This window comes from Rathayibacter sp. AY1A5 (assembly GCF_002930875.1).
Classification (GTDB): domain Bacteria; phylum Actinomycetota; class Actinomycetes; order Actinomycetales; family Microbacteriaceae; genus Rathayibacter.
In genome coordinates this window covers 41,003-54,101 of record NZ_PSTM01000009.1, presented here as the reverse complement: position 1 = coordinate 54,101, position 13,099 = coordinate 41,003, and the positions used below count along the sequence as shown (strand labels likewise).

Here is a 13,099-nt window from a genome sequence, read left to right as displayed (position 1 = left end):
TGCCGCCGATGATACGCGAGCGCATGCGGCGGGACGGGAACAGGAGGGTCACGATCGGGGAGCGGCCGTGGAGGAGCGGATCACCAGCTCCGTGGGGATCCGGGTGCGCTGCGGGATCTCCTGGCCGCGGATCCTCGCGTGGATCACCTCGGCGACCGTCGTCCCGAGCTTGTCGAAGTCCTGGCGGACCGTCGTCAGCGGCGGGAGGAAGTGGCGGGCGGTGGGCAGGTCGTCGAAGCCGACGATGCTCATGTCCTCGGGCACGCGGATCCCGCGCTCGACGAGGCCGTGGATCACTCCGAGCGCCATCTCGTCGTTCGCGACGACCATCGCGGTGAAGTCGGGCACCGACTGCAGGCTCGCGGCGAAGTCGTACCCGGAGTCCGGGGTCCAGTCGCCGATGACGATGGGGCGCTCGTGCATCCCCCACGACTTCGCGCGGCTGTGGAAGGCGCGCTCGCGGGCGCGCGCGTCGAGCCAGTCGAGGGGGCCGGAGAGGTGCAGCACGTCGCGGTGGCCGAGGTTCCCCAGGTGGTCGACGGCCTGGAACATGCCGGCCTGCTGGTCGACCGAGACGGTGAGGAAGCTCGGATCCTTATCGCTCTTCACCACGAGCGTCGGCACGCCGATCTCGACGGTGCGGAGGGTCGCCACGGAGGAGGAGCGCGGCGCGATCACGCAGAGCGCGTCGATCCCGAGGCCCATCAGGTGGGCGATCGCGTCGGTGGGGGTCATCTCGAGGTCCGGCCGCAGCGCGACGGAGGTGATCGAGTACCCCTTCTCGCGGGCGGCGCGCTCGATCGCGCGGAGGGTGCTCGACGGCCCGTACTCGGCGCCGCTCTCGATCATCACGCCGATGCGGTCGGTGCGCTGCGTGACGAGGGAGCGGGCGGCGATGTTCGGCCTGTAGTTGAGCTCGTCGACCGCCTCGAGGACCTTCTGGCGGGTCGACTCCTTGATGTTGGGGTGCCCGCTGAGCACGCGCGACACGGTCATGTGCGAGACGCCCGCGACCGCCGCGACATGGCGGAGGTTCGGCCGATCGGCCATGAGAGGACCTCCTCCGCTCCCCGGGCGGGTGAGCCGCGCCACCCCGGCGCGGACGAGGCTCAGAGGGCTCGGCTGCCGGGGGTGGCACCAGCATAGTCAGGCGGGGCCGACCTCCCGGTGGGCGCCTCCTGAGCGGGCGGGCATCGTCCGATCCGCTGCGGCATCCGCCGTGGCGCGGGGCGGGCGGGACCGTCCCGGACGCGTCGCTCCCACTGCGGTCCTCGATGATCGAGGGGGGTCCGGGGCGTCGTGAGCCCTCGCCAGAACACGTCGTGCAGGGAATGCTCGGCGACGAGCTCCGGAAGGATCGGGGCCGCGTCCGCTCCTCGTAGGAGGATGTCGTCCAACGAAGCGATGACGTCCACGACCGAGCGCGGAGTGAACTGCCCGGCGAGACGTTTCGCCTTCGCACGGACGTTGTTGGGCGTGGGGCCCGCATCGATCACGGAGTGGTTCCAGAGCCGGCTGTGGTGAGCGCACCGGTTGCGCAGGTAGACGAGTGCGCGGACCCGGTAGGCGAAACCGGCTCGGGCGACTCCCAGACCGGACGCGACGTCCCCCCGCAAGCGATCCTCGTGCCCCTCGCTCGATGCATCTCGACAGAGTTCCGAAGGACCAGGCCTCGACGGCCGACCACACCGGTAGCTCGCCGAAGGCGGCCGCGCCCCTGCCGCCGGGGAGCTCCGTGAAGCGGAGGACATGCCGTTCCCTGCTGCGCTCGATGTCGCGGAGGCACGAATCGACTGTCGATTCCGCGTTCGGAGACTCGGAGTAGAAGCTCTTCTCGAGAGAGCACTCGTGCGGGCCGTCCTCACGAGCGATGACATGAGCCGTACGGCTGCGGAGAAGGATCTCGGCACGGGCCAGTCGAGCACGCAGGCTCTGCCGCAGCGCTTCATCTGCGTCGCAGACCGCTCGGACGTCCTCGAACGAGACTCCGTCCGCGAACGAGTCGTCCCCGTCGTGCGGAGCCTGCTGGAACTAGCGGGCGTACCCGGAGAAGCGGTAGTGGTTCTGCGCGGCCAGGTAGCTCGTGCAGGCCTCCCCGTCGGCGATGCCGAGCCCGCGGTCTCGGAGGAGCTGGACCTGCTGCTTCCACGACAGGCTCGGTTTCCGTGCCATCGCAGTACCTCGGTGCCGAAGAAAAAGGCCCCTCCCATGTGAGCATCGCGGAGAGGCTTGGGAGGGGGTCGATCGGATCGAATCTACCAGGCGTCCCTCAGCCGTGGTCCCTGCGGCGCCACTCGACCAGCAGGTGGCACGAGTGCTGATCGGACCATCGCCGCAGGACGGAGAGGGCCGACCGCCGCGGCGCCGAACGCTGCGGGTCTTCGAAGGCGCGGGGCGGGCGAGTACTCTCGGGAGCCTCATGGCACGCGACAACGAACCGACCGTCACCCTCACCGATCCGCTCGAGGAGCGCCTGCGCGCGCAGGTCGCCCGCGAGGGGGAGCGCAACGTCGCTCTGCGATCCGCGGCCCTGCTCACCGGCGGGTACGAGGGCGAGTCCTTCCTCCTCACCGTGGGCGGCGAGCACGCCGACGGGATCCTCAAGGGAGCACCCTCCCTCTACTGGCCCGAGCTCTGGGGCGCCCGCGCGCTCCTCTACGTCTGGGACGACGACGCCGCCGACGCGGTGACCGCCGGACTCGCGAACCCCTCCTGGCGCGTCCGCGAGATGTGCGCCCGCGTCTGCGCCGAGCGCGTGCTGGGCGGGCAGAAGAAGCTGTCCCGCCTGACCACCGACGAGCACCCCCGGGTCCGCGCGGCAGGAGCCCGCGCTCTCGTGGCGGCCGCTCTGGCGGGGATCTCCTCCGGTCGCGACGCGAAGGGCGAGTTCGCGGCGAGCGTCGAGGCCGTCCTGACGGGCATGCTCCGCGACCCGGACCGCGACGTCCGCCGCGCCGCGCAGCAGTCGGCCGATGCGCTGCGGGACGCCCGCTCGGCCTGAGCGGACCGCCCGCCGGCGGTCGAGGCGTCGCGAAGGGCCGCCTCCCGGCTCGGATGACGACCGTTCGTGACGCCTCGGAGCCCCGGGGGCTCAGCCGACCAGGTGCGTCGCGCGCTCGAAGGCGCGCTTCAGCTCGTCGCGCTTGCGGGGCTGGCTCATCGCCCGCTGGCCGGGGCTCCACGAGTCGATGACGGTCGGGCCGTCGACCAGGTACGGCTCGATGTTCTTCTTCCAGCCGCTGGTCGGCGCGGTCCCCGCGTTGACGACGACCCGCAGGTCGGGGAGCAGCGGCAGGAGCCGGCGCAGCTCCATCGCGCCCTGCCGCACCTCGTCCGCGTCGGGGGCGCCGTCGAGCTGCCACGGCACGATGTTCCAGACCAGGGTGCGGGCGTGCAGTCCGACCTGGTCGCGGAGGGTCCAGGTCGAGGCGGCGGTCGCGTCGTCGTTGTCGACCGAGACGAAGCCGGAGCCGTCGGGGCCGGTCGACATCGGTCCCGGGGCCTCCAGCACGATGAGCGCACGCGCCTCGACGCCGGCCTCGGCCGGGTCGAAGTCGGGCACCACGGCACCCGGATGCCTGCGCATGCGCCGGGCGAGGAGCTCCTCGCGGAACGCCCGGAGGGGCTGCACCGAGGGCTCGTCCTCGAGCAGGGCCCGGCGCTCGTCGAGGGCGGAGCGGTCGCGGAAGCCGTACGGCTCGGTCAGGAACACCCTCCGAGGCTAGTCGCGATCGGCGCCGCCGCGGGAGGCGGGCCTGCGGGCGCCCTCCTGGGTGACCCCTGCAGGGCCTGGCTCGCGCCGCCCCCGGCTCCTACGGTCTGACTGCAGTCGAGAATCTGGACCGGAGGGGGTCACCGTGTCGGACGAGCCGTCAGTGAGCATCGGGGTTCCGTACGTCGAAGGGGGGTCGTCGCCGCAGGTGCTGGACGTGTACAGCAGGTCGGTGTCCCCGGCCGAGGACGCCGCTCGGCCGGCCGTCGTGCTGATCCACGGCGGCGGGTGGTTCCGGGGGGACAAGAGCAAGGAGCGGGCGCTCGCGACGATGCTGGTCGACGCCGGCTACCTCGTGTTCGCGGCGGACTACCGCGAGGCTCCGGACTCGGTCTTCCCGGCCAGCAGGGACGACGTGCTCGCCGCGGAGCGGTGGGCGGTCGCGTCCGAGTGGGCGTTCGACCGGAGCAGACTGGCGTTCTTCGGCGGATCGGCGGGCGGGAACCTGGTCGTGGAGGCCGCGATCGCCACCGGCCGGCCCGCCGTCAGCTGGTCGGGGATGTTCGACCTCCTCGGCATCGTCGAGGCGACCGACGACCTCCCGGCCACGCCGACGACGCAGGACCTCGACGCCATGAAGAGCGCCGACATCAACCAGACCGGCCGGAACGACGCCTTCCTGCGCTGGACGATCCTCAACGAGGTCGGGGGCGACCGCGGGCTGCTCACCGCCGCCTCCACGACGCGCCACGCCTCCCCGGACGGCGGGCCGGTGTTCCTGGCCAACTCGCTCGGCGAGTTCGTCCCCGTGAGCGACGCGCAGGCCATGCAGGCGGCGCTCTCCGCGGTCGGAGTCGCCAGCACGCTGCAGCTGATCCCGGGCACCCGTCACGCCGAGGGGTACACGGAGGCGGCCATCGGCCCCTCGCTCGCCTTCCTCCGCGACGCCCTCCCGCCGGCCCGAGCATGACGACGACGGAGTTCGCCGGAGTCGGAAACGTCTTCTACTTCGTCGACGACCTCGACGCCGCGATCGACTGGTACTCGGCGCGGCTCGGGCGCGAGCCCGTCGTCCGCGGCGAGGCGCTCGTGGCCTACGACCTGGACGGCACCCGCCTGACGCTGCACGAGCGGGACGAGCTGAACCGGCCCGGACCCGACGGCACGAGCCCGTACTGGACGGTCCCCGACGTCGACGCCGTCGTCGCCGACTGGACGGCGAACGGCGCCGTCGCCCACCGCGGTCCGAAGACGGTGTTCACGGGGGAGCGGCTGTGCCAGCTGCTGGACCCGTTCGGCAACCTCTTCTCGGTGCGGCAGGCCGTGCCCCGTGACTGAGGACGTCGCTCCGGCTCCTGCCGCCCCGGCGCAGACGTCCGCGCCGGCGCAGCCGTCGGCCTGGGCGCCCATGGCGATCACCGCCTTCCGCGTGCTGTGGTTCGCCCAGCTGGGCAGCAACATCGGCACCTGGATGCAGACCGTCGGAGCCCAGTGGTACCTGGTCGAGGCGGCCGCGGGCGCGGCGGTCGTCGCGCTCGTGCAGACGGCCAGCCTGGCGCCCTCGATCCTCGTCGCCCTCCCCGCGGGCGTGCTGGCCGACTCGCTCGACCGGCGGCGGCTGCTCATCTGGGGGTCGTCGGCCAGCGCGCTGCTGGCGGCCGCTCTGACGGTCGTGGCGGCGGTCGGCGCGCTGACGCCGTGGACGATCCTGGCCTTCACCTTCCTCCTCGGCATCACCTCCACCCTGACCTCGCCCGCCTGGCAGGCGATCCAGCCGGAGCTCGTGCCCCGGAACCTGATCGCGGCGTCGTCGGCCCTCGGCGGCGTGACGGTGAACGGCGCCCGCGCGGTCGGCCCGGCCCTGGCGGGAGTCGTCCTCTCGGCGTTCGGCGCTCCGGTGGTCTTCGGCATCAACGCCCTGAGCTTCATCGGCGCCGTGCTCGCTCTGCTCTGGTGGAAGCGGCCGACGCAGACCGGCCTCGACGACCGCGAGCAGTTCGGCGCCGCGCTGAAGGGAGGGATCCGGTACGTCGCCTCCGCGCACCTCGTCCGCCGGATCCTCCTCCGCTCCGCGCTCTTCGCCCTGCCGGCCAGTGCGCTCTGGGCGCTGCTGCCGCTCACCGCGAAGCGCCTCCAGCTCGACTCCAGCGGCTACGGCTTCCTCCTCGGGGCCCTCGGTGCCGGTGCCGTGCTCGGCGTCTTCGCCCTGCCGCTCGCCCGCCGGAAGCTCTCGGACGACGTCGTCATCGGGGCGAGCGCCGTGCTGTTCGCGGCGGGGACGCTCGCGGCGGCCTTCCTGCCCCTCGTCCCGGCGCTGCTGCTGCTGGTCCTCGCGGGGCTGGCCTGGATCGGCACCCTCACCGTGCTGAACGCGGCACTGCAGCTCACACTGCCGCAGTGGGTGCGGTCCCGCGGAGCCTCGATCTACATCCTGGTCTTCATGGGGACCATGGCGGTCGGGTCGATCGGCTGGGGCCTGGCCGCGCAGGTGCTCGGCACCGCGCCCGCGTACGCCGCGGCGGCCGCTCTGCTCCTCCTCGTGGCGGCCAGCGTGCGGGTGCTGCCCCTGCTGCCGGGGACGGGAACCGTCGACCGCAGCATCTCGATGTCGTGGCCCACGCCCACGCTGGTGTTCGAGCCGGAGCCGACGGACGGGCCGGTGATGGTGCAGATCTCGTGGACGGTCCGCCCCGACTCCCTCGCGGACTTCCGATCGGCCATGCGGCTGCTGGAGAGCTCCCGCCGCCGGACCGGCGCCTCGCGGTGGGCGCTCTACCGGAGCGGGGAGGAGGCCGACGTGCAGCTGGAGACGTTCATGGTGCCCTCGTGGGGCGAGTTCCGGCGGCAGGAGACCCAGCGGCTCACCGGCCGCGACCGCGAGATCCGCGCGGCGGCGCTGACCCACGCCGACGGCGATCCCGTCGAGCGGCACTTCTTCCCGAGCGCGACGCCCTCCTCCTGAGAGCGGGAGCGGCGGCGAGCCGTCCCCGTGATCGACGAGACGGCCGGCGTGCGAGCGGTGTCTCGGCGGATGTCTCGCCCCGCGTCCCGGGCGCGAGGGCGGAGGTGCGCCGCGGTCAGCCGCCGACGGTGGAGCCGAAGCCGGACTTGCCGGAGGCGCCGAAGCCGCCGGAGAGGGTCGCCTTCGAGCCGACGGTCGAGCCGGCCGGCGCGCGCTGCACGACGTCGGGCTGGGTCGCTCCGCGGGCCGCGAAGCCGCCGGACGCGACGGGCGCCCAGCTGGTCGCCCGCGTCGAGTTCCAGCGCGAGGACGCGAAGATCAGCGGGCCGAGCCAGAAGCCGCCGGCGTAGTGCCCGCGGTACTCGTCGGTCGCCTCGCACAGCTGCTCGGGGTCGTCGCCGACCTCCTCGCCCTGCGCCTGGAGCTGGGCGATCTGCTCCCGCACGTCGGCGAGGCAGTCCTCGCGGCTCGCGTAGACGGGGCGCTCGGCGTTCTCGGGGATGACGTAGTCCTGGCCGTCCGCTCCCGTGGCGACGACGCCGTCGGTCGAGGGGCCGCCGTTCGCGAGGGCGACGGCGAGGCCGACCGCGCCGACCGCGACCGCGCCGCCGATGAGCAGGCCGCGGCGGTTCTTCGCGATGCCGCTGATGCCGACGCTCCGGGAGCGGTGGGGAGCGGTGCGGGTGGGGCCGTCGCCGCGGCCGGTGCCGCCGCTCGAGCCGCCGCTCGGCGTGCCGGAGCCCGCCGCGGGCTCGCGGCTGCCCCAGTCGTTCCCGGAGTTCGGCGTCCCGGAATCGCCGGGGGTGCGGTCGTCGTCCGTCATCGGGTCTCCTCGTCCTGCGGGCGGGCCGCGCGGGTGTCCTGCGGCCGGTCGTGCTCGGGGGCGCCGTACTCGGGCGCGGGGGTGCCGGACGCGGGAGCGCCGTAGGCGGGGGTGGCGCCGTGCCCGGGGCGGGAGGCGGCCGACGCGGCGTCCGCGTCCGTCGCGGCCCCGTCGCTCCGTCCGCCCTCGATGTAGTGGGGGACGAACTCCGCCAGGTCGCCGGTGATCAGGCTGCTCGTCTCGCGCACGTCGATGCCGGCCGGGGTCTCGCCGACGATCCAGCTGCCGATGACGACGGTCTTCCCGTCGACCCGGGCCAGCTCGGCGCGCTCCTGGTGGATGAAGCCCTCGGCGCCGTAGCTCCCGCCGTTCTCGGCGACGACCGAGCCGTCGGCGTCGAGGACCGTCACGTTGGCGCCCTCCCGCCCCAGGCGCGGCTTGCGCACCTGGGCGGTGCCGGGCAGCGGATGCACGGAGGCGGGCAGCAGGTTCGGGTGGCCGCGGAACATCTCCCACAGCACCACCAGCAGCTGCTTGTTGCTGAGCAGGAGCTTCCACGCCGGCTCGACCCAGCGGGTGCGCTCGCGCCGGTCGAGGAGGAGGCCGCCGAACTGCTCGCCGAGCATCCACTCCCACGGGTAGAGCTTGAAGACGTGGCGGATCGGCTCGCCGTCGCCGTCGAGGAAGCCGGCGCCGTCGAGCTCGTAGCGGATGTCCTCGACGAAGATCAGCTTGGGGTCGAAGCCGGCCTGCGCCGCGGTCTCGGCCATGTAGGCGACGGTGTCGGCGTCCTCGACGATCAGCTCGCCGTCTCCGGAGTCGTGCAGCGACGCGAGGTGCAGCCGGGCGCCCTCGTCGAGGCTCCAGCGCTCGAGGCGGAGGTGGCGCCACTGCTCGACGAGCTGCTCGTGCAGGCTGTTGAACTGGTCGGCGTCGGGACCCTTCGTCTCGACGAGCCACTGCCACTGGGCCGCGGCGGTCTCGACCAGCGAGGTCGGGGTGTCGGCGTTGAACTCGAGCAGCTTCACCGCGCCCGCGCCGTCGTAGGCGAGATCGAAGCGGCCGTAGACCGTGGGGTCGTCCTCGTCCCACGAGGTGCGCACCAGCTCGTGGAAGCGGGGCGGGATGCCGAACTCGGCGAAGCGGCCCTTCCGCACCACGAGCTCGCAGGCCTCCATGCAGAGGTCGAAGAGCTCCGAGGTCGTGCGCTCGAGCAGGTCGATCTCGGCGGGCTCGAAGGAGTACGCCGCGGACTCGTTCCAGTAGGGGCGGCCGCCCTCGGAGGGGAGGTCGTAGAAGCTGAAGCCGATCTCGTCGCAGCGGGCTCGCCAGTCCGGTCGCGGAGTGAGGGTGTGTCTGCGCATGATGTCCGGCAAGTGTAGGTCGGGCGTCCGCGTGAGGGCAGGGGGTGGCGCCGTCCTCCGCGCTAGCCTCGACGGGAGCGAAAGGCCGTGCCATGACCGCACCCCTCCCGCTCGCGGGCGTCCGCGTCCTCGAGCTCGGCAACTTCATCGCGGCGCCCACGGCTGGCCGACTGCTCGCCGACTTCGGCGCCGAGGTGATCAAGGTGGAGCGGCCCGGCACGGGGGACGAGCTGCGCCGCTGGCGGCTGCACGAGGGGTCCGAGACCTCGCTCCTCTTCCACACGATCAACCGCAACAAGCGCTCGATCGCGCTCGACCTGCGCACGGACGAGGGGCGGGACGCCGTCCGCCGCCTGGTCGCCGAGTGCGACGTGGTGCTCGAGAACTTCCGGCCCGGCACGCTCGAGCGCTGGGGGATCGGGCCGGACGTGCTCGACGAGGCCCGGCCCGGCATCGTGATCGGCCGCATCTCCGCGTTCGGGCAGACCGGCCCGCTGTCGGCCCGGCCCGGGTTCGCGGCGGTCGCGGAGGCGATGGGCGGGTTCCGCGAGCTGGTCGGCGACCCGGACCGGCCGCCCGTGCGCGTCGGCGTCTCGATCGGCGACTCGATCGCCGGGCTGTACGCGGGCTACGGAGTGATGATGGCGCTGTTCCAGCGCGAGACCCGCCGCTCCGCGGGGCTGGATCCGGCACCGCTGGCGGAGCGGGTCGTCGACGTGGCGCTGCACGAGGCGATGTTCTCGATGACGGAGTCGCTGATCCCCGACTTCCAGGCGCACGGCATCGTCCGGGAGCGCGTCGGCGGGCGGATGGAGGGCATCGCCCCGACCAACGCCTACACCTGCGCCGACGGGGCGAGCATCGTGATCGCGGGGAACGCGGACGCGATCTTCCAGCGGCTGATGGCGGTGATCGGCCGCGCCGACCTGGGCGAGGACCCGGCGCTCGCCTCGAACGAGCAGCGCTGGGCCCGGCGCGACGAGCTGGACGCGGCGATCGGCGCGTGGACGGCGGGCCGCACCGCCGCCGAGGCGCTCGCGGTCCTCGACGACGAGGGCGTCCCCTCCGGCCCGATCTACACGGCCGCCGACATCAGCGCGAGCGAGCAGTACGCGGCGCGCGACATGATCCAGGCCTTCGACGTCGAGGACGCCGGCGGCACTCTGCGCGGCGTGGGCTTCCCGGGGATCGTGCCGGTGCTCGGCGGCCGCTCCCTCCCCATCCGCTCGCTCGCGCCCGACCTGGGCCAGGACACCGAGGAGGTGCTGGGGATGCTCCGGCGCACCGGTCCCGCTGCTCCCTCCGCCGGCGGGGCTCCTGCCGCTCCCTCCGCCGCCGCTGCCGAGGAGGCCGGCCGGTGACCGCGCTCGCCACCGCGCGCCTGCGAGACGTCACCCTCCGCGACGGCCTGCAGCTCACCGGCAAGCTCCTGACGACCGAGCGCAAGGTCGACCTCGCGCGCACGCTGCTCGCCGCGGGAGTGCCCGAGCTCGAGATCGGCTCGCTCGCGCGCGGCGACCTCGTCCCTCCGATGGCCGACACCCTCGACGTGATCGCCGCGCTCACTCCCGAGGAGCTGGAGCGGTGCTGGGTGTGGGTCGCGACTCCGCGCCACGTCGAGCGTGCGGCCGCTGCGGGGGCGCGCCGCTTCCAGTACTGCTTCTCCGCGTCCGACTCGCACAACCTCGCCAACGTCGGCAGACCGACCGAGGCGAGCATGGCCGCGATGCCGGAGGCGGTCGCGCTCGCCGAGAGCGTCGGCGGGCGGATCCAGCTGTGCATCGCCACCTCCTTCACCTGCCCGTTCGAGGGCCCGGTCGACCCGGAGCGCGTGCTCGCGATCGCGCGCGACCCGCGGGCGGAGGGAGCGGCCGACGTGGTCGTCTGCGACACGCTCGGTCAGGCGCACGCCGGCCAGGTGGCGTCGCTCGTCTCGCGCGTGGCCGCGGAGGCCCCGCCCCGCGAGATCGTGTTCCACGGCCACGACACCTGGGGCTCGGGCGTCGCGAACGCGATCGCCGCCGTGCAGGCCGGGGCCGCGGTGGTCGACGGCGCGCTCGGCGGCCTCGGCGGCTGCCCCTTCGCACCGGGCGCCAGCGGCAACACGGCGACCGAGGACCTCCTGTTCGCCCTGCGCCCCGACTGGTTCACGCCCGGCGCGCTCGCGGTCCTCGTCGGCGAGTCGGAGGCGCTGCTCGCCGAGCTCGGCGAGCCCGGCCGCTCGAAGGCCGCGCAGGGCGCCCGCTCGAACGCCCCCGCCTTCCCCTGGGCGCTCTGAGCGGATCGTCCCCCGCTCGCCGGTCCGAGGCGTCGCGAACGGCCGCCTCCCGCCGCGGAGGACGACCGTTCGCGACGCCTCGACAGCGTCATGCGGGGTCAGCGCGCGAGCAGCGCGCCGAGGCGTGCGCGCTCGGCGCGGAGGACGTCGACCAGGAGGGACCCCTCGGGCGCGGCGAGCCAGCGCTCCAGGGCGAGGTCGAAGAGGGCGGAGGCCGCGAGGGCGGCGAGGGCCGCGTCCTCCGGCGCGACTCCGGCGTCGACGAGGGCGGCGCGCATGCTCTCGGCGAGGGCGGCCGACTTCAGGAGCTCGCGCTCGCGCAGCTGCGGCTCGGAGCGCACGACGGCACGGCGGGCGGCGATCGGAGCGCGCCAGGTCTGGAGGTCGCCCGAGGCGGCCGCCTCGAGGCCGTGCATCACGAGGTCCATCGGCGCGAGGCCGGCGGGGGCGCCGGCGAGCAGGCGGCCGACGATCTCGGGGAACTCGCGCTCGCGGAGGAAGAGGACGTCGCGCTTGTCGGCGAAGTGGCGGAAGAAGGTGCGGGTGGTGAGCCCGGCGCGCTCCGCGATCGCGGGGACGGTGGTGCCCGCGTAGCCGTGCTCGGCGAAGAGCTCCATCGCCGCCTGCTCGAGGCGGAGGGCGGCATCGGGGGCCCAGCGTGACATCCGCCCAGGATAGCTGACGACACGACGTGTCATCAGGAGTAGTGTGACGACACGTCCTGCCATCACTTCCGACTGGAGCCGCCCGTGCCCGAGAACGCCGCCGCCCTGCTGACCGCCCCGCGGGCCGACCTCGTCGTCCGCCCCGCTCCGATGCCCGTCCCCGGTCCGGGGGAGGTCCTCTTGCGCAACCGCGCCCTGGCCGTGAATCCGGTCGACGAGATGAAGCAGTGGACGGGCGATCTGATGTTCCGGTGGGTGCCGTACCCGGCGGTGCTCGGGGAGGACGTGGCGGGAGTGGTCGAGGCGGTCGGCCCTGGAGTGACGCGCTTCGCCGTCGGCGACCGGGTCGTCGCGTACGCGGTCGGGATGGAGCGCGGGCGGCGGAACCGCGACGAGGGCGCCTTCCAGGAGTACACGGTCGTGCGCGAGGACCTGGCGGCGCCGATCCCCGACCGGCTGGGCTTCGAGGAGGCGGCGGTGCTGCCGCTCGCGGTCTCGACGGCGGCGACGGCGCTGTTCCAGCGGGACCACCTCGCCCTGCTGCACCCGAGCGTCCCGGTCCGGCCGACGGGCAGGACGGTCGTGGTCTGGGGCGGGACGACGAGCGTGGGGAGCAACGCGATCCAGCTCGCCGTCGCCTCCGGGCACCGCGTGGCGACGACCGCGTCCCCCCGCAACCACGATCGGATGCGCGAGCTGGGCGCCGAGATCGTGCTCGACTACCGCAGCCCCACCGTCGTCGCCGACCTGGTGGCGGCGCTCGCGGGCCATGAGGTCGCGGGGGTGCTCGCGATCGGGACGGGCTCCGGTGCTCCGTCGGTGGCGGTGGCCGCGGGCACCGGAGCGCGACGCGTCGCCCTGGCCAGCCCCTCCGTCTCGTTCGGCTCGCTCCCGCGTCGGCGCGGTGTCAGCGCCGCCTTCGTACGGACGATGCTGCGCGTGGTCGGCGGCACCGCGGCGCTGCAGATCGCGGCCCGGCGCCGCGGCATCCGCGCCCGCTTCGTCTGGGGCGGCTCGCTGATGACGAACGAGGTGGGGCCGATGCTGTGGCGCGACCACCTGCCGGCGGCGCTCGCCGAGGGCCGTCACGTCTGCGCCCCGGCGCCCGAGGTGGTGGGTGAGGGGCTCGCCGCGCTGCAGCCCGCCCTCGACCGGCTGCACGAGGGTGTGTCGGCGGTGAAGCTGGTCGTCCGGCTCTGAGGGGCGGGCTCCGGCAGGCCGGGCTCCGGACCGGCCCCGTGCGGAGGGATCGGGCGGGGTCCGGCGCCGAGCGACCAGCCCGGGGATCCGGCCGG

General features: G+C 74.0%; 13 protein-coding genes and 1 pseudogene. 7 read left to right on the top strand and 7 right to left on the bottom strand.

Annotation, left to right across the window (positions count from 1 at the left end; translation table 11 throughout):
- Window positions 1-48: 48 nt before the first annotated feature.
- The 3 genes and pseudogenes from C5B98_RS08225 to C5B98_RS17255 all read right to left on the bottom strand — a co-directional run bounded on the left by C5B98_RS08225 (window position 49) and on the right by C5B98_RS17255 (window position 2,172).
- Entirely contained in the window at window positions 49-1,050 is a 1,002-nt protein-coding gene (locus C5B98_RS08225; RefSeq protein WP_104222399.1) for a LacI family DNA-binding transcriptional regulator, read from the bottom strand.
- A gap of 96 nt (window positions 1,051-1,146) precedes the next feature.
- Window positions 1,147-1,953: pseudogene (locus C5B98_RS08220) on the bottom strand (Abi family protein); the annotation flags it as partial.
- 78 nt (window positions 1,954-2,031) lie between these two features.
- Entirely contained in the window at window positions 2,032-2,172 is a 141-nt protein-coding gene (locus C5B98_RS17255; protein ID WP_181068391.1) for a hypothetical protein, read from the bottom strand.
- A 247-nt stretch (window positions 2,173-2,419) separates the two neighbouring features.
- On the opposite strand from C5B98_RS17255, the gene C5B98_RS08215 reads away from it, so the two are divergent.
- Entirely contained in the window at window positions 2,420-3,001 is a 582-nt protein-coding gene (locus tag C5B98_RS08215; RefSeq protein ID WP_244230570.1) for a HEAT repeat domain-containing protein, read from the top strand.
- Window positions 3,002-3,091: 90 nt separating this feature from the next.
- On the opposite strand, the gene C5B98_RS08210 is transcribed toward C5B98_RS08215, so the two are convergent.
- On the bottom strand, window positions 3,092-3,712 hold the full coding sequence (locus C5B98_RS08210; RefSeq protein WP_104222400.1) for a hypothetical protein: 621 nt from the start codon (window positions 3,710-3,712) through the stop codon (window positions 3,092-3,094).
- 232 nt (window positions 3,713-3,944) lie between these two features.
- Here C5B98_RS08210 and C5B98_RS08205 point away from each other — a divergent pair, with 232 nt between their 5' ends.
- From C5B98_RS08205 to C5B98_RS08195, 3 genes are read left to right on the top strand one after another with little or no spacing between them, the layout of a single operon-like run.
- Window positions 3,945-4,682, top strand: a complete 738-nt coding sequence (locus tag C5B98_RS08205) for an alpha/beta hydrolase (protein WP_159940689.1) — start codon at window positions 3,945-3,947, stop codon at window positions 4,680-4,682.
- Window positions 4,679-5,050: a VOC family protein gene (locus tag C5B98_RS08200; protein ID WP_104222402.1), complete on the top strand. Its 372-nt coding sequence runs from the start codon at window positions 4,679-4,681 to the stop codon at window positions 5,048-5,050. Before C5B98_RS08205 ends, C5B98_RS08200 begins: the two co-directional genes overlap by 4 nt.
- Window positions 5,043-6,674 carry an MFS transporter gene (locus C5B98_RS08195; RefSeq protein ID WP_258062150.1) on the top strand — a complete coding sequence of 544 codons (1,632 nt, stop codon included), beginning with the start codon at window positions 5,043-5,045 and terminating at the stop codon, window positions 6,672-6,674. The genes C5B98_RS08200 and C5B98_RS08195 overlap by 8 nt, the downstream gene beginning before the upstream one ends.
- A 115-nt stretch (window positions 6,675-6,789) precedes the next feature.
- Here the strand turns inward: C5B98_RS08195 and C5B98_RS08190 are convergent, their stop codons facing one another.
- Both C5B98_RS08190 and C5B98_RS08185 read right to left on the bottom strand, forming a co-directional pair.
- Window positions 6,790-7,497, bottom strand: a complete 708-nt coding sequence (locus tag C5B98_RS08190) for a hypothetical protein (protein WP_104263316.1) — start codon at window positions 7,495-7,497, stop codon at window positions 6,790-6,792.
- Complete coding sequence (locus C5B98_RS08185) at window positions 7,494-8,861, bottom strand: glutathionylspermidine synthase family protein (RefSeq protein ID WP_181065493.1); 1,368 nt, start codon at window positions 8,859-8,861, stop codon at window positions 7,494-7,496. Before C5B98_RS08185 ends, C5B98_RS08190 begins: the two co-directional genes overlap by 4 nt.
- A 92-nt stretch (window positions 8,862-8,953) precedes the next feature.
- Here C5B98_RS08185 and C5B98_RS08180 point away from each other — a divergent pair, with 92 nt between their 5' ends.
- Both C5B98_RS08180 and C5B98_RS08175 read left to right on the top strand, forming a co-directional pair.
- Window positions 8,954-10,222: a CaiB/BaiF CoA-transferase family protein gene (locus tag C5B98_RS08180; RefSeq protein ID WP_104263314.1), complete on the top strand. Its 1,269-nt coding sequence runs from the start codon at window positions 8,954-8,956 to the stop codon at window positions 10,220-10,222.
- Window positions 10,219-11,139 carry a hydroxymethylglutaryl-CoA lyase gene (locus C5B98_RS08175; RefSeq protein ID WP_181065492.1) on the top strand — a complete coding sequence of 307 codons (921 nt, stop codon included), beginning with the start codon at window positions 10,219-10,221 and terminating at the stop codon, window positions 11,137-11,139. Before C5B98_RS08180 ends, C5B98_RS08175 begins: the two co-directional genes overlap by 4 nt.
- Window positions 11,140-11,237: 98 nt before the next feature.
- On the opposite strand, the gene C5B98_RS08170 is transcribed toward C5B98_RS08175, so the two are convergent.
- Window positions 11,238-11,804 carry a TetR/AcrR family transcriptional regulator gene (locus tag C5B98_RS08170; protein WP_159940693.1) on the bottom strand — a complete coding sequence of 189 codons (567 nt, stop codon included), beginning with the start codon at window positions 11,802-11,804 and terminating at the stop codon, window positions 11,238-11,240.
- A gap of 84 nt (window positions 11,805-11,888) precedes the next feature.
- Here C5B98_RS08170 and C5B98_RS08165 point away from each other — a divergent pair, with 84 nt between their 5' ends.
- Complete coding sequence (locus C5B98_RS08165; protein ID WP_104263313.1) at window positions 11,889-13,004, top strand: zinc-binding alcohol dehydrogenase family protein; 1,116 nt, start codon at window positions 11,889-11,891, stop codon at window positions 13,002-13,004.
- The last annotated feature ends 95 nt before the right edge of the window (window positions 13,005-13,099 follow it).